Consider the following 18,018-nt stretch of genomic DNA (forward strand, 5'->3'; position numbering starts at 1 on the left):
CTATTCATCGCCCGGCACGCCGTAGCTCGGCGCGTCGGATGGGTTGATGGCGCGGGTCACATACGCATCGAGCTGTGGCTTGTAGAGTTCCCACAACCTTGCCAGTTGCTCGATCGGGCAGTCGTCGGTCCAGTCGCAGCGCAGGTCGGCCACCGGCCATGCAACCTCGCGCACCAGCTTCATCCCGGCGGAATGGACAGGGCCGGCCTCGCCGCCGGCTTTCAGCGCGGCGCGCATAGTCGCGACGAGGCGGTCGCCGAGATGCCCCTCGGACGCCAGGAAGGCCTCGACCATGGCTTGCGGCACGCCGTCATGGGCCAGCATGTTGCCGCCGCAGGCGACATTGTCTGCTCGCGCCTCCGCCCAGATGCCAAGCGCCCTGGGTCCCGAATGGATCGCGGTCGTTCCGGCGGCATCGACAGCCAGCACCTGCCGGTATTCAGGATAGGCGCCGGTGCGCTTCAATATGGCAATCGCCTCCGCCGCCGACGCGCCGCGCGCCAGCAATTCGAGGCCGCGCAGGCCCAGCGTCGGATCGGTGACGTTCTGGCTGGCAATGGCGCCGGCGCCTGCCTGCGCATAGGCGCAACGCGCAGCCACGGCGGGCGACGAGGAGGACACCGCGACCCCGAACATGCCGGTGCGGCTGCACCGCGCGACAATGGAGAATGTCATGACTTTTAATCCGGGATGATCGAAGTGCGATCATCCGGGATGACGGCGGTGCCATCGATCTCGACCAGCCAGTCCGGCCGCGCCAGGGCCTGCACGACAAGGCCGGTCGAAACCGGATGCACGCCTTTGATGTACTCGCCCATGGTGCGGTAGATCGCTTCGCGATGGCGCACGTCGGTGATGTAGACCACCACCTTGACCAAATGCTCCATGGTGCCGCCGCACTCCTCGATCAGCTGGCGGATGTTCTGCATGACCTTGTGCGTCTGCTCGACCGGATCATGGCTGTCGATGTTCTTGGCCGTGTCGAGATCCTGCGGGCATTGGCCACGCAGATAGACGGTCTTGCCGCCCCGCGTAACGACCGCCTGGCACAGATCATTGTCGAGCTTCTGCTCGGGATAGGTGTCCTTGGTATTGAACTTGCGAATTCTTGTATGCGCCATCTTGGTCTCCGTCGGATCAGGCTCGAGGTCGGAATGTCCGTTTCAGGTGCCGTCTTCTATGCCACCTTGGTCTCGCGCTTTGCGAACGCATGGTAGGCCAGGTATTTGCGCTGCGTGGAAATATGGTCGGCCACATGCTGGGCGTCGTGCCAGACGCCCCAGATGAAGCTCGACCCCCTGCGCGATTGCCAAGGCAGGCCCAGGAAATAGATCCCAGGCTCGGTCGACACACCGCGCTGGTGCCTGGGCTTGCCCTTTTCGTCGAACACATCGACCTTCAGCCAGTTGTAATCGACGGTGAATCCCGTTGCCCAGATCATCGAACCTATCCCGGCTTCCGCCAGGTTCAGCTCGAGAATGGGATCGGTCATGCATTGCGGGTCCGGGCCGATCTTGCGGGCCTCGGGCTCCGGGGGAAGGTCGAGGCCGTTGCGGGCGACATAGGCATCTGCCTCGTCCAGAACCGACATGTAATTCGCATCGCCGCGCGCGATATTTTTAGCCAGATCGGGCGCGAAGGTCATCACACCGTCCCTGTAGGATTCCGTCCGGCCAACCAGCGTCATCCCTTGCCCGGCAAGACGCCGGAAGTCGATCGTCTGGCCGCCCCGCGCACCGCTGACCGCGATGGTGACATGTTCGGTGCCGGGCGCCGGCGCCTGGGCGTCCCACTTGCCCAAAACCCCAAGCCACCAGCAGAAGTCACGCTCGCGATAGGCCCGCGGCGGCCGATCGTGCGGCCCGACCGAGAGATATACGCGCCTTCCCGCGCGCTGGAGCTCGTCGGCGATCTGCACGCCGGAAGATCCCGAGCCGACCACCAGCACCGCCCCTTCGGGCAGCTGGCCGGGATTGCGGTAGGCGCTGGAATGGATCTGCATCGGTCCGACATCACCGGGAACGACGGCCGGGATGACCGGATGCTGGAAAGCGCCGGTGGCGGCAACCACGCTCCTGGCTTCGATCAAGCCATCCGAGGTTTCGACCTGGAAGCCGGGACGGCCGACAAGCCTTTGCACTTTCCTGACCTCCACGCCGCAGCGGATGGGGGCAGCGATCATGTCGGCGTAAGCGACGAAATAGTCGGCGACCTTCTCCTTGCCGATAAAGGCATCCGGGCCGGCATTGGGAAATTCCATGCCGGGAAAACGGTCATGCCAGGCGGGACCATTGGCAACCAGCGAGTCCCATCTTTCGGTACGCCAGCGCTCGGCGATGCGGCTCCGCTCGAGGACGAGATGAGGCACGCCGCACTTGCTCAGATGCTCGCTCATGGCCAACCCCGCCTGGCCGCCGCCAACAACAAGCGTGTCTACTGTTTCGACTGGCATTTCAGCGGCCCTTTCTGGCTCTCCCCGAGAGTTCTGCGCATGCGGCGGAGGTCTGGTCATTGGTTTACTGGAGGGACCGGACAGCGAAAATTACGATTTCACGTGGCAGTGGTTAGCTTGTCCCTAAATGCTGAATTGGCCGCGCGCAGACGGTTACGCCAGTATTGCCATAGCCGCCTTTTCGCCAATCATCATGGAGGGCGCATTGGTGTTGCCACCGATCAATGTCGGCATGACGGAGGCATCGGCGACGCGCAGATTGTCGAAGCCGCGCACCTTGAGGCCGGCGGGATCAACCACCGCCATGGCGTCGTTGCCCATCCTGGCCGTGCCAACCGGATGATAGACGGTGAGAGCCTCGGCACGCAGATAGGCGAGAATCTCGTCGTCGGTGTTCACGTCAGGTCCAGGCAGGATTTCCGGTCCGCGGATGCCGTCAAAAGCCGGCGAAGCAAGGATCGAACGCGCGACCTTTATGCCCTCGGCGAGGGTCAGGGCATCCTGTTCGTCACTGAAGAAGCGATGGTCTATGAGCATATTGCGGCGGGTGCCGTCGCGTTGAAGCGTGATTTCGCCGACGCTCCCGGGTCTCAACACACAAGTGTGCACGGCATAGCCGTGGCCATATTCGACGAGCCGGCCGCGATGGCTGCGATAGCCCGGCACGAAGTGGAACTGAATGTCGGGTATGCTCCCGGCATACTTCGTCCTGGCAAAGCCGCCGGCTTCGACATAGTTGGTCGTCAGCATGCCTTTGCGCCGGGCGAAATACTGGAACGGCGCCGCCAGCATCGCCGGAAGATTGCCGACCGAAAGGCCGAGCGTCTTGCGGCTGTTCGATCGCACCGTGATCATGCCATCGACATGGTCGCGCAAGTTCTTGCCGACGCCCGGCAGGTTCGCGACCGGTTCAATCCCCGCTGCTTTCAGCTCCCCGGCCGGGCCGACGCCGGAAGCAAGCAGAATGCGCGGCGATCCGATCGCACCCGCGCTGAGGACCACTTCGGCTCGACATCCTAACCGTTGGGTTGCGCCGTCCCTGATAACGTTGACGCCGGTGACGCGCCCGCGTTCAATCGCCAGATCGAGAACCTCGACGCCTGACAATATCCGCAGATTCGAGCGGCCGAGAACCGGCCGGACAAAGGCGCTGTAGGCCGAGAAGCGCTCGCCTCTGTTCTGGGTGACGTTGTAGATGCCGAGGCCGAGTTGGCCAGCGGCATTGAAGTCGCGGTTCTCGGGCAGGCCTACGCCTCTGCCCGCCTCAACCCACAGCCTGGATATGACGCTGGGATCGCGCGGATTGTCGACCAGCAATTCGCCGTCGAATCCATGATAGGCGGGGCTCTGCAACAGGCAGTTCCGCTCCAATTTCTTGAAGACCGGCAGGACATCGGCATAGGACCACCCGGCGCAGCCAAGCGCTGCCCATTCATCGTAGTCCTGCGCGGCGCCACGAATATAAACCATCGAGTTGATCGAACTCGACCCGCCAAGAACCTTGCCCCGGTTGACCGGTATGCGGCGGTTGTTGAGCAGCGGCTGCGGCACACCCTTGTAGCCGTAGTCGAAGTTCGGATTGCCGTAGAGCGAGAGAATGCCGGCCGGCACGCGCACCCTGGTGCGGTCGTCGCTACCGCCCGCCTCGATCAGGCAGACTCGAACTGCCGGGTCTGCGCTCAGCCTGTTTGCCAAGACACAGCCGGCCGAACCCGCACCAATGACGATATAGTCAAATTCCGTCGCCTCGATGCTCATGCCTTGCCCGTTTCGTGATCCACACCGAAGACTGCCGACGTCTGTTTCATGCATGTCGTCTTCCCAAAACCGGGGTCACTTTTGGGCGACATGCATTAGTGCTCGTCGTCTTCGTCGTTCTTCAGGAGCTCGAGGATCTCCCGCTTCATGGCGATGAAGTTCGGCTCCATGACCAGATCCATGCTGCGTGGGCGCGGGAGGCCTACGCGGATTTCCTTCTTGATCTGACCGGGCCGGCCGGACATGACGAGCACCCTGTCCGCCAGCAGGATCGCCTCGTCGATGTCATGGGTAACGAACAGGACCGTCTTCTTGGAATGATCCCAGATCCTCAGCAGAAGCTCCTGCATGCTGTGACGGGTTTGGCTGTCGAGCGCTCCAAAAGGCTCATCCATCAGCAGCACGTCCGGATCATTGGCGAGCGCGCGCGCAATTGCAACGCGCTGCTTCATGCCGCCTGAGAGCTGCGACGGGTAATGGTTGGCGAACTTTGCCAGACCGACCTCGCGGAGAAAATGCTCGACAATGGCCCTGCGCTCGGCTGGCGCAATGCCCTTCCGCTTCGGGCCATATTCGACGTTCTGCGCCACCGTAAGCCAGGGAAACAGCGTATAGGCCTGAAACACCATGCCGCGATCCGGGCCCGGCTCGGTGACTGGCTTGCCGCCGACAACGATCATGCCCCCGGTGCGCTCCTCAAGACCGGCGACGAGATAAAGCAGGCTCGACTTGCCGCAGCCGGATGGGCCGACGATCACACAGAACTCGTTGGGCACGACATGAAAGGAAATGCCATCCAGCGCCAGCACCGCATTGTCACCCTTGCCGTAGCGCAGGACCACATTGTCGATGCCTATGTCGGAACTCTTTGGTTTCGTCGTAAGATTCAGGGCGTCCATGTGTGCGCGTTCCTCAATTGGCCCAGGGAGCGACGAGGCGGCGGATGCCCCGGAACAATTGGTCGGTGCAAAGACCAAGGATGCCGATCATGGCGATGGCCATGAAGATCACGTCGACCTGAAAGCCGCGCATGGCTTTGAGCGAGATGTAGCCAAGCCCGCTGCGGGCGGCGACGAGTTCGGCCACGACGAGATAGGTCCAGGCCCAGCCCATGGTGACGCGCAGCACATCCAGCACGCTCGGAAGCGTGGCCGGAAAGACGATGTGGAAGACCGTGTCGCCTCGTTTCGTGCCGAGCGTATAGGCTGCGTTGACGAGGTCGCGCTGGACGCTGCGGGCGCTGTCGGCGACCATGACGAGCTGCTGGAAGAAGACGCCGAAGACGATGACGGCAACGCGCTGCTCGATGCCGATGCCGATCCACAGGATGAAAAGCGGCACGAAGGATGTCACCGGCAGATAGCGTATGAAATTGACCAACGGTTCGAGAACGGCCTGGACGATGCGGTAGGTGCCCATCGTCAATCCAAGCGGCACCGCAACGATGCTCGAAAGGACGAAGCCGATCAACACCACCTGGACGCTGGCGAAAACATGCTCCCACAACGACCCGTCAAGCGCCATGCTGATGGTGGTGGACAACACGGATTCGGGGCGAGGCAGGAACATTTCCTTGACCGCTCCGGAATAGGTCAGTGCGAACCAGCCGCCGATGACGGCGATCCAGACCATGAAGCCCAGCGTGATGGAAAGAGAGCGCGGCACAGCCCGAAACGGTGTGGCGATGACTTTCAGGACGGATCGACCGGCCTGACCTGCTTCCACTCTCGCGGTCACGCCATTGCTGACCAGAGAGCTCGTGTTCGGTGCTAGTGTCACGGGATACCCTTTTGGGCCGCTTGGACCGGAGGCGCGAGGTCCGCCTCCGGTTCAGCCAAATCACTTTGCAAGGCCAAGTTACTTTCCAAGGCCAAGCTATTTTGCAAGGAAGGACGTATCGACTAGGTCGTCGTACTTGATGTCCATCTTGAGCTTGCCGAAGCCGCCCCAGATATCGCCACCCAGCTTGATCAGCTTGCCGGCTTCGCCAGTCTCGCCACCGGCGAAGAATTCGGCGTTACGCTGCTTGCCGTAGAAGTTCACGCCAGCGGCCGAGGAGGCGAAGTCCTTCGGATCCTTCAGCCAGCCGCCGACGCCTTTGGCCATCACCTCATACGCCTTCTCAGGATTCTCCTTGATGAACTCGTTGGCCTTGTAGAGGCCCTTCACCAGCGCCTCGACATCTCCGGGGTTCTTCGTGATGTAGTCGCAGTTGAGCGCCACCACATCAACGATCAAGCCGGGCGTCTTGGAGGAGTCGATCAGCACCTGGCCCTTGTTTTCCTTCTTGGCCAGCGTCAGATGCGGTTCCCAGGTGACGGCAACGGGAATGCGGTCGGCCATGAAGGCGGCGGCGGCATCGTCCGCCGTCATATTGGTGATCTTCACATCGGCCTGGGTCAGACCGGCCTGCTTGAGCAGGACATTGAACCAGAACTGCGACACTGACCCCTCGTTCAGCGCAACGTCCATGCCCTTGAGGTCGGCGATGCTCTTGACCCCGCTAGGCGCGAGCACGCCATCGCCGCCATGGCTGTCATCCAGCGCATAGACAGACTTGAAGCAGACATCCTTCGAACGATACTTCATGATCTCGTCGACGGTCGAGGCGCTGCCGTCGAGCTCGCCCGCGGCAACAGCCGCCATATACAGCGATGCTTCCTCGATGATTTCGAGCGAGACATCGAGCCCACCTTCCTTGAAGTAGCCCATGTCACGGGCAAGGAAGAGCGGCCCGTATCCCACCCAGGTCGTCATGCCCAGTTTCAAGCTGCCAGCTTCGGCGTGGAGGCTCACCGATATGGCGCTCAGGGCAATGCCGGCCACAAGCGCGGCCCGGCGAAACTTCGAGATTATTGTTGTCATCACGTTCCCCTGTTTTTCTGAAGTCGGGCGTTATCCCGGCCCGAACGAAACCCGCTCCGGACGCATCGCCGAAGCCTGTCGCCTGACGTTCTTTTCTTGTTCTCTTTCAGCCGATGCCGGAGCAAAGCACGTTGGGTGCGCTGCACAAATTATGATTTTCAGTAGTTCGGCTTAGGCTGGACCTAACCAGACCGCACTGCGTCTGCGTCTGCGCCTTCGCGATTTCGCCTTCAGCAAGCTGCGCCATTTCTTCCTCGGTCAGCCTGGGAGCAACGCGGATCTATTTCCAGACTCCAGCCTTAGACCGCGCCAGCGATCGTGGACCCAATATCTGCTGGGCAACTCCGGGAAAAGCGTATGGCAGCCTTCCGTCGGGAATTGCGTGAAAACAAGGAGTTGGAGCGGCTCGATGAATCAAACTCTGAACCGCCTCCTTTCAGCGGTGCGCCAGCCTCAAGCGAGCACGTGCGCCCTCGAACTCAAGCGGCTTGATCGTCCCGCCATCCGTCTCGCCGTTGATCTCGCGCAGCAGCCTTTCGACGTTGGCCTTCGAGAACCGCTGGCGAAACGTTCGGTCGAAGGGCGTGAAGATGCCCACGAACGAGTTGGCGCGGTGCTCCAGCATCGTGTCCGCCTCCTGCGCGGAGATGCCGAACTGGCCTTGCAGAAAGACGATGAACTTTTGCCGTGCGTCCGGATTCTGAAGCACGAAGACGGGTTGCCCTTTCGATGCGCCGAGACGGCTGAGACGGTTCGCAGATCCGCCGCCAGCCGTGTTCGCGAGAGGACGCACCGATCGCGATCGTATCGTTGTCGAGCGTCCGGTCCCCGTGCATCGGATCGAAGGCGCAGAGATCCTGCGCCGTCAGCTCGACGGCGACCCTTGCGGCTCTCGCCTGGAAGCAGCGCAACCTTGCAGAAACCTTTCAGTTCGCGAATTCGCCGTTTGGCTTGCCGTAACGGGCATAGAGCCGGTAGATTTCCTTGCCTTCCACTACTCCGATATTGGTCAGGTGAAGAGGTAGGACTCGGCAATTTCCCATCAGCCCTGGTGCGGATATATTGGGCAGCCTGAGGCTTCGTGCTGTCGCTCGATGGCCTGGACACATCGTTCTATTTGCTCGGCGGGTGGAGTGACGTATCATGCTTGTAATGCCTTCGGCGGGCCGGAATTCTGGTGAGGCCTGCTTGCACGCCCTGCATTGTTCCTAGGGTCTGGCGACTGACGATGGGGAGCCCCGACGAGAAAGTCGATTGCATTGTCATCGGCGCCGGCGTCGTCGGCCTGGCGATTGCGCGGCGGCTGGCGCTCGATGGACGCGAAGTTCTTGTCGTGGAGGCCGAGGACAGCCCTGGGCTGGGCACGTCGAGCCGCAACAGCGAGGTCATCCATGCCGGAATCTACTATCCGAAGGGCAGCCTGAAAGCGCAGCTATGCGTCGAAGGAAAGAACGCGCTTTACCGCTATTGCGAAGCGCACGGGATTCCGCACAAACGCATCGGCAAGCTGATTGTCGCTGCCAGCGACGCGGAATTGCCGATCCTGGAGGGGATCCGGACCAAGGCTGCGGACAATGGTGTTACAGACCTGGAGATGCTCGGCCGCACGGATGTCGAACGGCTTGAGCCTGAACTGGATGTCGCCGGCGCGCTTTTGTCCCCGAGCACGGGGATCGTCGACAGCCGCGCGCTGATGCTGGGGTTACAGGGCGATGCCGAGAATGCCGGTGCCACCTTTGCGTTTCGCGCGCCGGTTCTCGGCGGCAGCGTCGCCGAAACGGGCTGCGAACTCCAGTTTGGCGGCGATATGGAAGGCTATCGGATTGCCGCAAATCTCGTCATCAATGCGGCCGGATTGTCAGCCCATCTCATGGCCCGGGGCCTTGCGGGAGGGTATGGCGGCAAAATCCCAGATGTCACCTACGTCAAAGGCAATTATTTTGCGCTTGGACGCCGCCCGTCCTTCAACCACCTTGTCTATCCGGTTCCGGAACCAGGCGGCCTCGGAGTTCACCTGACGCTGGATATGGCCGGATCCGTCCGTTTCGGGCCGGACGTCGAGCCCGTCGATGAGATCGGCTACGCGGTCGACCCAAATCGGGCCACACCATTCTACGCGGCCATCCGACGCTATTGGCCGGGGCTGAGAGACGGGGAACTGGAGCCGAGCTATTGCGGGTTGCGGCCTAAAACGAACGGGTTGCAGTTCGGCGATTTCGACATTCTGGCAGATCCGTCCGGACGGCTGATTAGTCTTTTCGGGATCGAGTCACCTGGCCTGACAAGTGCGCTCGCCCTGTCGGAGAGGGTTGTCCAGCTTGTCAGAAAGACGAACTTCTTCTTGCTTTAGCCTTTGACCGCTCCAGCGGTCATGGATCCTGATATCTGCCGATACATCACAAGCCCCAGCAAGGCCGGCGGCAAGGCGCCCAGCATCATGACGGCGGAAGCGGTTCCCCATTTTACGCCACCGCCGCTGGCGGCGAAAAAGAAGGACGCGCCGACCGTCATCGGCACGGCACGGCTGGTTGTCAGCATGAGGCCGAAGAGGAATTCGTTCCAGGCGGTGATGAAGCCGAAGATGAAGGTTGTGACGAGCGCCGGTCGGATGACGGGCCGGACGATCATCATCATCACCTGCAAGGAGCTTGCGCCATCGACTTTCGCCGCCTCGTCGAGTTCGGCCGGCACATCTGAAATCGCGTTCACCAGGATGACGAGTGCAAGCGGCACGTTGACGATGGTCAGGATGAGCCCGAGCCCGATCCGCGTATCGAGCAGGCCCAGCCACTGGTACATCATGTAGAGCGGGATCGCGAAGATGATCAGCGGCACGGCACGAAGATTGATGACGATCGGCAGAACCAAGCGCTTTCCCGCCTCGCTGCGCGCGATCGCATAGGCAGCCGGGAACGCGAGCACGATCGCAAGGCCGGTTCCGATCAGCGCCGCCACGGTGCTGTTCAGCAGATAGGCATAGATGTTGAAGCGGCTGGTCTGCGTCAGGACCTCCAGATAGTTGTCGAGCGTCGGCTGGCTGATCCACAAACCGGGGTTCGTCGAAAGCTCGCGCTGGCTTTTGAGCGATGTGATCAGCGTCACGACAATGGGGAAATTCATCGCCAGCACGGCGATGGCAAAAACGATCCAGCGCAGTACCCTGACCATCGTCAAAGCTTGCCGCGGCCGGCAAGCCGGTTAAGGCCGTGGAGAACGATGAACGACGCCACAAACAGGACAACCGAGGCGGCGACCGCCTTGCCGATAGCCCCTTCCTTGAAGAAGGCCTGGTAGACGTAGATCGACAGGGATGTCGTCGAGCCGCCGGCACCGCTGCCGGTCAGCGCATAGACATTGTCGAACACCCGGAAACCGTCGATGAAACGGATGAAAAACGCGATGACCAGCGTCGGCTTCATCAACGGCAGGTCGATCCAGCGGACGATCTCAAACGGTGATGCGCCATCGAGCGAGGAGGCTTCGCGCACGTCGAGCGGTATGGCCGAATAGGCCATGTAGAAGAGCAGGAAGGCGAAAGGCGTCCATTGCAGCGTCTCCACGACGACAAGGGTGCGGAACGCATTGTTGATGTCGAGGAAGGCCGGGCTGTCGCCGAACCATTCGAACAGATAGTGGGGGATGGGCCCCGCGAATTCATGCAGCACCAGCCGGTACATGAGACCGACCATGGCCGGCGCGACCATCAGCGGCAGCATCAACGGCGCCATCAGGACTGGGCGCTTGCTCAGAAGCGGCGCCAGGAAGATGGCTAGGAACAGACCGATCAGACATTCCGCTGATGCGGTAAGAATACCGAAGCGCAGAGAGAACCAGGCCGAGCTCCAGAATTCGCGGTCATTCAACACCGCGACATAGTTGCCGAAACCGCTCAACACCGGACTGCGCAGCGTCTCGAATGTGACGGTCGAAACGGAATAGATCAGATTGACGATCGCCGGAAAGCCGAGGAACAGCAGCAGGAAGCCGACCAGCGGCGTCAGATACATCCTGCCTTCGGCACGTGTCACAAGGGCCATGTCGATCCGCCAAACGCGCCGGACACCGGGCCTCGGCCCGGCGTCCGGCAAATGGTTCATTTCTTCAGAAGGTCCTGCATGCCCGCCTTGGTGTGGGCGAACGCATCCTCGAGGCTCTGCTGGCCGGACCAGTAGCCGGTAAACTCCTTTGCCTGCAGCTCATAGACCGGAAGCGCACCCGCGGACGTCGCTCCGGTCATGACATACCCGTACTTGCTGGCGAATTCGCCAAGCTTGACGAGGTCGGGACGTTCCTTCGCAACCTTGGCGACGACATCGGGAGACAATGCCGGCGAACCGCCGCTGCGCGCATAGAGCAAGGCCGCATCCTCGGTGGCGAGCCACTTCAGGAACTTGACGGCGCCTTCCTTGTTCTTGGCGTTCTTGTTGAGGCCCAAACCAAGGCCGTGGATATGATCAGCGCGTCCATCGGGACCTGCCGGCGGCGCGACGATCCCGGTCGCCTCGGCGACGGCCGGGGATTTTTCGGTGCTGGTCAGATCCGCCGCCGCGGCATTCCACTGCAGCGCCGTCGCGGCCTGACCGGATGCGAAGGCCGCGTTGGTTTCAGCATATTCGTAGCTCAGCGAATCCTTGGGCGAAGACCCGGCATCATAGAGTTTCTTGTAGAGCTCGAGGCCGGTCTTGTAGGCATCGGAATCCACCGTGACATTGCCGTCCTTGTCCATCCAGTCGCCGCCGTAGGAGCGCGGCAGCGACTGGAAGACCATCATGTTGAACAGCAGGTTCTTCATCTGCAGGACCGTGCCGTAACGCACCGGGCTGTCGGGGTTCACCTGCTTGGTGAAATAGAGGGCGGTGGCCGCCCAGTCGTCCCAGGTCCAACTGTCCGGGTCTTTCGGCTGCAGCGGCTTGCCGAGATATTTCTGGGCGATTTCACCATAGGTCTTCTTGGCGGCATCATCCTTCATCAAGGCGTCGATGAGATCCCTGCGGTAGTACATGAAGTGCAACGAAAGGTCTGTCGGCACGCCGTATTGCTTGCCGTCGAACTGCATCGTCTTGAGAACGGATTCGCCGAAAACCTTGGCCGCGTCCGCGCCAAGATCGACCGGCTCCATATAGGGCGCGTAGCGACCGAGGGAATAGGTGGCGACGAGGTTCACGTCGAATGCACTGGATCCGGCCGCCATGTCGGCCTGCAGCTTGTCGTAAAAGCCTTCGCGGTTGAAGAACAGCAGCTCCACCTTGTCGGCATCGCTTGCCTGCTTGTTGTAGGTTTCCACGGTTGCCCGCAGTGCGGTTTCCTCGGAGCCGCCAGGCCAGCCGAGCACGGTCACGGTTGCGTTGGCAAAGGTCGGCAAAGCCGTCCCCGCAAGGAGGGTGGCCATAAGCGCAAAAGACGTCCTGCTCAATTTCATGATCGTTCCCTTCTTTTTTGATGATTTTTGCATGGCATGACCGGGGACGCCGTTACCTTGCCCATTCGGCAAGGTCGGCAACACCGATGACGCCGGCGTGGCCTTCGAGCTTTGCCGCTGCGAGATCGGGGGAAAGGCGCGAGGGAACGTCGCTCAGATGCGCGCGCACCCGGTCGAGATAACCCTCGGCAAGACCGATACTGCCGCCGATGACGATCGATTTCGGATCGAACATCATCTGAATGTCCCGGCACAGCGTCGCGACCCGCGAGGCGCTCTGCGAGACGATGGCGCCGGCCCAGGCCTCCCCCTTCAGCGCACGCCCGAACACATCGGCGGCATCGGCCTTGAAGCCGGCCTTGAGGGCTTGCGAGGCGATCCAGCGGCCAGAGGTGCCGTCTTCGAGCGGAGCCCGGTCTTCAGACAGGCCACGGATCAGACCGAAGTGACCGGCTAGACCGGACAGCAATCGGCCGTTGCAAACGATGCCGCCGCCAATTCCGGTCGAGATGGTCAGAAAGACGATGTCGCGACCTTGCCCGGCGCCGAATTTGTATTCGCCCCAGGCAGCTGCCTGGGCATCGTTGAACGCACAGACCGGCTTGCCGAAAATAGCTGATGCCCTTTCGACCAGCGGGTAGTCATCGGGAATGCCAAGCGTCGCCGGGTTCAACGCCGACCAACGTCCATCCTGCACCAGTCCGGTCACCGCGATGCCGACGCGACGGAAGCGGCCGGACCATGCCGACGTGCTTTGCGCAAGGGATGCCAGCCAGGTGTCGGGCCCAGTCTCTCGCGCGGTCGGCACGATCGTGTCCTCGGTCACCTTGCCGCCGCTGACCAGCGCGGCCATGGTCTTGGTTCCCCCGATGTCGATGCCCAGCACGGTTGGGCCCGGCACGGTTGGGCCAAGAACGGTTTGCGCGCCTCTTGCCGCATAGGCGTCGGAAATCGCCTGGTGGAACCATGAGGTGACATGCTCGGTACGGGTGATCGCCGAGCCGACAACCACGGCACAGGCGCCGGCGCGCGCGGCGGCAGCCGCCTGCTCCGGCGACCGGATACGCCCTTCGGCGATGACGTAGGGCGTCAGGGTTCGCATTTGAGCGACGAGGGCGATGTCCGGATCTTCCGGCTCCGGCCCGCCGACATAGCCGGAAAGCGTCGTGCCGACGAAATCGACACCCGCGGCAAGGGCTCGGCGCGCGTCGTCAAGGCAAGAGCAATCGGCCATGGTCAGCTTGTTCCTGGCCTTGACGGCTTTCACAAGCGCTTCGACAGGAACGGGACGGACACGGTCCGTCGCATCGAAAGCGATGATATCGGCGCCCGCCTCGGCCAGGGCCTCGACATCGGCCAGATAGGGTGTGATGCGCACGGGGCTGTCGGTGAGATCGCGCTTGACGATACCGATGATCGGCACGCGGACCGCCAGGCGGGCGGCCGCGACATAGGGCACGGATTCGATGCGCAGGGCCTTGGCTCCGGCTTCAAGAGCGGCCCTGGCAAAACCTGTCACGAATTGCGCACTGTCCATCGGGCCGCCGGGAACCGGCTGGCAGGACACGATGAGACTGTTGGCGATGTCTTGGCGCTGCACGTCGGCACTCCCCTGTCGCCATCACGATAGATGGAAAATACCAGATTACAACCAGTTCATAACTGGTATTACCTTTGCAGCTCGAAGACGAAATCGTAGACGTCGCCCTTGTATCGTGTCTCGCAGTATTCGACGATCTGTCCGTCGGCGAGAAAGCAGCGGCGCTCGGTCATCAGCAGCGGTGCACCCGCCTCGCAATGAAGGTGTTTTGCATCCTCCAGCGACGCGCCGCGCGAGCGCATGCGCTGGATTGCCCTCTGAGGCAGGAGGCCGCGTGCATCAAGCGCTTCATAAAGGGAGTCCTGAACCATCTCGGGCGAAGGAAGGAAGCGAACCGGCACGGCCGAGACCTCGACGGCGATTGGCGCGCCATCGGCTGTCCGCACACGACGCATGCGAACCACATTGGTATTGCCCGCAATACCCAAGGCCATCATTTCGGCTGGGGATGGACGGCTTATCTGCTTGGAAAGCCATAGACATCCAGGCTTCAGGCCGCGCGCCAGAATATCCTCCGAAAAGCTCGTCAGCGTCGAAAGCGATTTTTCGACCCGCGACCCGATCTCGGTTTTGGAACCATGCCGGCGATTGAGCTGCCCTTCCTCTTCGAGCAGCGCCAGAGCTTTTCTCACAGTGACACGCGAGATCGACAGGGCTTCCGCCAGAACCCGCTCGCCCGGCAGAACCGCGCCGGCCTTCAACGCATTGGAGCGGATCGCTGCCTCGATCGCCGATTTCAACCGTCTGTAAAGCGGCACATCGGACGCTGTCGCTTCCATTTCCCGACTGACAAGCCCGATCAGGTTCACGGTTGTCATTGCCTTCCTCCCGCGCGAGAAGCACCCAGGATCAAAACATTCCTGACTGGACCTATACTGGTATTATCAATCCGGTGCAAACGGCCCGCGGACGGTGCCTCGTCCGCGCCCTCAGCGCACCACGATCCCTCAGCGAACCCGCGGTGACAGCTTCATTGAGATGCGGTCGCAGGCAGCACGCAGGACCTCCAGAGTATAGGCATGGCGGCTTTCACGCGTATGGCGATTGATATAGGCGACGATAATGGAGGCGACGGCGCTGCCGTCCGGTCCGATGACCGGACAGCAGATATCGGTGATGCCGACGAAGTCACGGCTCTCGCGCATCCAGTAGCCGTCCGCGCGGATGATACGAAGCTGCTTTTCCAGCGCGTCACGATCCAGCGGCGCCGGCGAATGCGCCGCACATTCATCGATCATCCGCGTCGCGACCTTTGGCGGCTGGAAGGCAAGAATCACATGGCCGGAGGTCGCGTCCGTAGCCAGGCGGCCGTAGCCGAGGCGCAGCGTGAACGCCATGTCCTCGCCGCCGGGAACGGCCGCGGTCACAACGGTCAAGCCATGATTGAAGACGACCAGGTGCGGCGACTGATTTGAGTCCCCGGCAATCTGCGTCAGCTCGGGCATGGCGGCGGACATGAGATCCTGAGCGCTCGGCGTGTGCAGTCCCAGCTTGAAAAGCTTGTCGGTCAACGAATAGGCGTCGGTCTCGGCGTTGCGCTCGATATATCGTCGCTCCTGCAGCGCGATCAGCATCCGGAATATTTCATTCTTCGAACGGCCGAGGCCTTCCGCGATCTCCTTCATCGTCAAGGGCGCCCGCGCCTCCGCCAGCAGCTCCAGGACATCCAGTCCCTTGGTCAGCGCCGGGGCCGAATAGGTCGGTTTGCCACTCTCTTTTGCGTCATCTGCCATTCGAAGAATCCCCGGTGGTCCACGCACGATAGAGACAAGAAATCGGAATTGCCATTGGTTTTATATCCAAACTTGACACCATATATAAAACTGACATGATGACGGGGACAATGAATTTCGAGGCCGACCCGATGACCGTACAGAGACCTGCAAACACTGTCCGCGCGACCATCACTCCCCGGAACAACAGTGTTTATACGTCGGTCGATTTCGATCGCGAGGGCAAGCAGATCGGCTCCTTCCATGTGCCCCAATCGCCGCACGACGATGCCTGGGGCACGGTCCGCGTTCCGCTAGCCGTCATCAAGAACGGCGACGGTCCGACGGTCCTGATCGAGGGTGGCAACCACGGCGACGAATATGAGGGACCGATCGCGCTCGGCGAGCTTCTGCGCGAGATCGATCCACGGGATGTTGCCGGTCGTATCATTGCGATTCCGGCCATCAACATTCGGGCCGTCGAGGCCGGCACCCGCACCTCCCCGGTCGACGGGTTGAATTTCAACCGCAGTTTTCCGGGCGATTTCAACGGCGCGCTGACAAGCCAGATCGCGGCCTATGTGCATGACATCCTGTTTCCGAAGGCCGATTACTTCCTGGATCTCCACTCCGGCGGCTCGTCCCTGATGATCTTGCCGAGCGCGATCATCGAGCCCTCCCCGACCGCGCAGGGGCATCGCAAGAACATCAAGGCGACGCTCGCCTTCGGGGCGCCGACCGTTGTCATGGTCGACAATCTCGGTGAAACCCGGACCTCGACCGCGTCCGCTAACCACCAGGGGCTGATCGTCATCGGCAGTGAGATGGCCGGCGGCGGCCTTGTCAGTCAGGATGCGCTGGCCATCTGCCGCCGGGGCATCCGCAATGTGCTGAAACATGCAGGCGTCCTGAAAGGCTCACCTGACATTGCCCCTGGCGCCAACGCACGCGTGCTCAAGGTGCCCGGAAGCGAAGGCTATCTGCTTTCCGAGGAGGACGGTGTCTTCGAACCCTTGAGCCCGCTCGGCAGTGCCGTCAGCAAAGGCGACCTTGCCGGACGCATTCACTTCCTCCACACGCCGTCGCGCGCGCCCATCGATCTGCTTCACCCCATCGACGGCATCGTTTTCGCCAAGCGTCAGCCCGGCCGCGTGCGCCCGGGGAATTGCTGCTTCGTGCTTGCCAACGAATATCCGGAGGCACTGACCGATGAGCCATGAAGACATCATGGCGGCTGCCCGGCGCATTGCGCCCTTCATACGGCGCACCCCGGTCGTCAAGCTCGACCATGCCACGGGCGCAGACCTTCAAAATGACGTCTATTTGAAACTCGAGTGCCTCCAGGTGAGCGGCTCCTTCAAGATCCGGGGCGCCACGAACCGGGTGAAAACGCTCGAGCCAAGCCGGATCGAAAACGGACTGGTCGCCGCATCCGGTGGTAATCACGGCCTGGCCACCGCCTATGTGGCCGCCCAGGCCGGCGTTCCCGCCACCATCTACCTGCCGAACAATGCAAGCCCGCTGAAGGCGGAAAAACTGCGCAAATGGGGCGCTGACGTTCGCTTTGCAGGCAATGTCTGGGATGAAGCGCATGAGGCGGCATCGGCCAAGGCAAAGGCGTGCGGCGCCTTCTACATGCATCCCTTCGCCGATGCGCAGATCGTGTCCGGTCAGGGCACTGTGGCGCTGGAGATGGTCGATCAGATTCCCGATGCCGACATCTACATCGTCGCGATCGGCGGGGGCGGCCTCATCAGCGGCATGTCCGAAGTCCTGAAGCACGTCAAACCCGACGCCAGGATCATTGGTGTCGAGCCGACCGGTTCACCGACCCTTCACGCCTCCCTGGCTGCCGGCCATGTCGTTCGCTTGCCCGAAATAACGACGAAGGTGGCGACCATGGCCTGCGGCCGAACGGACGAGAGCATCTATGCGATCGTCGCCAAGCACGTCGACGACATCGTCCTTGTCGAGGATGCCGACATGCAGAAGGCCGCTGAATTGCTCTGGTTCGAATTCGGCATCGCCGCCGACCTCAGCGGCGCGGCATCGCTGGCCGCGTTGATGAGCGGAGCTTTCAAGCCACCGCGCGGCGCCCGCATCGCCGGGCTTGTCTGTGGCGCCGGTGTCGAAGGCCTGAACGGCCGAGGTTGAGAAAGGCCGGTCCACGCAGGACGCGGCCCTGACATGGATACGGCACGAGTGCCGCGGA

Annotated in this window: 17 protein-coding genes; 3 read left to right on the forward strand and 14 right to left on the reverse strand. The window is 61.8% G+C overall.

The window, feature by feature from the left end; translation table 11 throughout:
- From EOA16_RS05170 to EOA16_RS05205, 8 genes are all read right to left on the reverse strand, one after another.
- Entirely contained in the window at nt 1-675 is a 675-nt protein-coding gene (locus EOA16_RS05170; protein ID WP_127256073.1) for a DUF1028 domain-containing protein, read from the reverse strand.
- A gap of 5 nt (nt 676-680) precedes the next feature.
- The gene (locus EOA16_RS05175) at nt 681-1,121 is read right to left on the reverse strand and encodes a RidA family protein (protein ID WP_127256075.1); all 441 of its coding nucleotides are present in this window, start codon (nt 1,119-1,121) and stop codon (nt 681-683) included.
- A 56-nt stretch (nt 1,122-1,177) separates the two neighbouring features.
- Complete coding sequence (locus EOA16_RS05180) at nt 1,178-2,452, reverse strand: NAD(P)/FAD-dependent oxidoreductase (protein WP_127256077.1); 1,275 nt, start codon at nt 2,450-2,452, stop codon at nt 1,178-1,180.
- Nucleotides 2,453-2,605: 153 nt separating this feature from the next.
- Nucleotides 2,606-4,210: a GMC family oxidoreductase N-terminal domain-containing protein gene (locus tag EOA16_RS05185; protein ID WP_127256079.1), complete on the reverse strand. Its 1,605-nt coding sequence runs from the start codon at nt 4,208-4,210 to the stop codon at nt 2,606-2,608.
- Nucleotides 4,211-4,305: 95 nt separating this feature from the next.
- Nucleotides 4,306-5,109: an ABC transporter ATP-binding protein gene (locus tag EOA16_RS05190; RefSeq protein ID WP_127256081.1), complete on the reverse strand. Its 804-nt coding sequence runs from the start codon at nt 5,107-5,109 to the stop codon at nt 4,306-4,308.
- A 13-nt stretch (nt 5,110-5,122) separates the two neighbouring features.
- Nucleotides 5,123-5,989: an ABC transporter permease gene (locus tag EOA16_RS05195; RefSeq protein WP_127256082.1), complete on the reverse strand. Its 867-nt coding sequence runs from the start codon at nt 5,987-5,989 to the stop codon at nt 5,123-5,125.
- 96 nt (nt 5,990-6,085) lie between these two features.
- A complete protein-coding gene (locus EOA16_RS05200; RefSeq protein WP_127256084.1) occupies nt 6,086-7,075 on the reverse strand; it encodes an ABC transporter substrate-binding protein in 990 nt (329 codons plus the stop codon).
- Nucleotides 7,076-7,511: 436 nt separating this feature from the next.
- On the reverse strand, nt 7,512-7,784 hold the full coding sequence (locus tag EOA16_RS05205) for a hypothetical protein (protein ID WP_127256086.1): 273 nt from the start codon (nt 7,782-7,784) through the stop codon (nt 7,512-7,514).
- Between the two features lie 519 nt (nt 7,785-8,303).
- Here EOA16_RS05205 and EOA16_RS05210 point away from each other — a divergent pair.
- Nucleotides 8,304-9,425 carry an NAD(P)/FAD-dependent oxidoreductase gene (locus EOA16_RS05210; RefSeq protein WP_127256088.1) on the forward strand — a complete coding sequence of 374 codons (1,122 nt, stop codon included), beginning with the start codon at nt 8,304-8,306 and terminating at the stop codon, nt 9,423-9,425.
- Here EOA16_RS05210 and EOA16_RS05215 read toward each other — a convergent pair.
- From EOA16_RS05215 to EOA16_RS05240, 6 genes are all read right to left on the reverse strand, one after another.
- A complete protein-coding gene (locus EOA16_RS05215) occupies nt 9,422-10,243 on the reverse strand; it encodes a carbohydrate ABC transporter permease (RefSeq protein WP_127256090.1) in 822 nt (273 codons plus the stop codon). The genes EOA16_RS05210 and EOA16_RS05215 overlap by 4 nt on opposite strands.
- A gap of 2 nt (nt 10,244-10,245) precedes the next feature.
- Entirely contained in the window at nt 10,246-11,112 is an 867-nt protein-coding gene (locus EOA16_RS05220; protein WP_127256092.1) for a sugar ABC transporter permease, read from the reverse strand.
- A gap of 56 nt (nt 11,113-11,168) precedes the next feature.
- Nucleotides 11,169-12,464 (reverse strand): extracellular solute-binding protein, encoded by a 1,296-nt coding sequence (locus EOA16_RS05225; RefSeq protein ID WP_245455856.1) that lies wholly within the window; start codon nt 12,462-12,464, stop codon nt 11,169-11,171.
- Between the two features lie 82 nt (nt 12,465-12,546).
- On the reverse strand, nt 12,547-14,094 hold the full coding sequence (locus EOA16_RS05230; protein ID WP_127256096.1) for a putative N-acetylmannosamine-6-phosphate 2-epimerase: 1,548 nt from the start codon (nt 14,092-14,094) through the stop codon (nt 12,547-12,549).
- A 68-nt stretch (nt 14,095-14,162) separates the two neighbouring features.
- Nucleotides 14,163-14,912 carry a GntR family transcriptional regulator gene (locus tag EOA16_RS05235; RefSeq protein ID WP_127256098.1) on the reverse strand — a complete coding sequence of 250 codons (750 nt, stop codon included), beginning with the start codon at nt 14,910-14,912 and terminating at the stop codon, nt 14,163-14,165.
- A gap of 129 nt (nt 14,913-15,041) precedes the next feature.
- A complete protein-coding gene (locus EOA16_RS05240; RefSeq protein ID WP_164754112.1) occupies nt 15,042-15,854 on the reverse strand; it encodes an IclR family transcriptional regulator in 813 nt (270 codons plus the stop codon).
- Nucleotides 15,855-15,922: 68 nt separating this feature from the next.
- On the opposite strand from EOA16_RS05240, the gene EOA16_RS05245 reads away from it, so the two are divergent.
- Nucleotides 15,923-17,026 carry a succinylglutamate desuccinylase/aspartoacylase family protein gene (locus EOA16_RS05245; protein WP_245455857.1) on the forward strand — a complete coding sequence of 368 codons (1,104 nt, stop codon included), beginning with the start codon at nt 15,923-15,925 and terminating at the stop codon, nt 17,024-17,026.
- Entirely contained in the window at nt 17,016-17,960 is a 945-nt protein-coding gene (locus tag EOA16_RS05250) for a threonine/serine dehydratase (RefSeq protein ID WP_127256100.1), read from the forward strand. The genes EOA16_RS05245 and EOA16_RS05250 overlap by 11 nt, the downstream gene beginning before the upstream one ends.
- Nucleotides 17,961-18,018 lie beyond the last annotated feature (58 nt).

This window comes from Mesorhizobium sp. M7A.F.Ca.US.008.03.1.1, assembly GCF_003997495.1.
Lineage (GTDB): Bacteria > Pseudomonadota > Alphaproteobacteria > Rhizobiales > Rhizobiaceae > Mesorhizobium.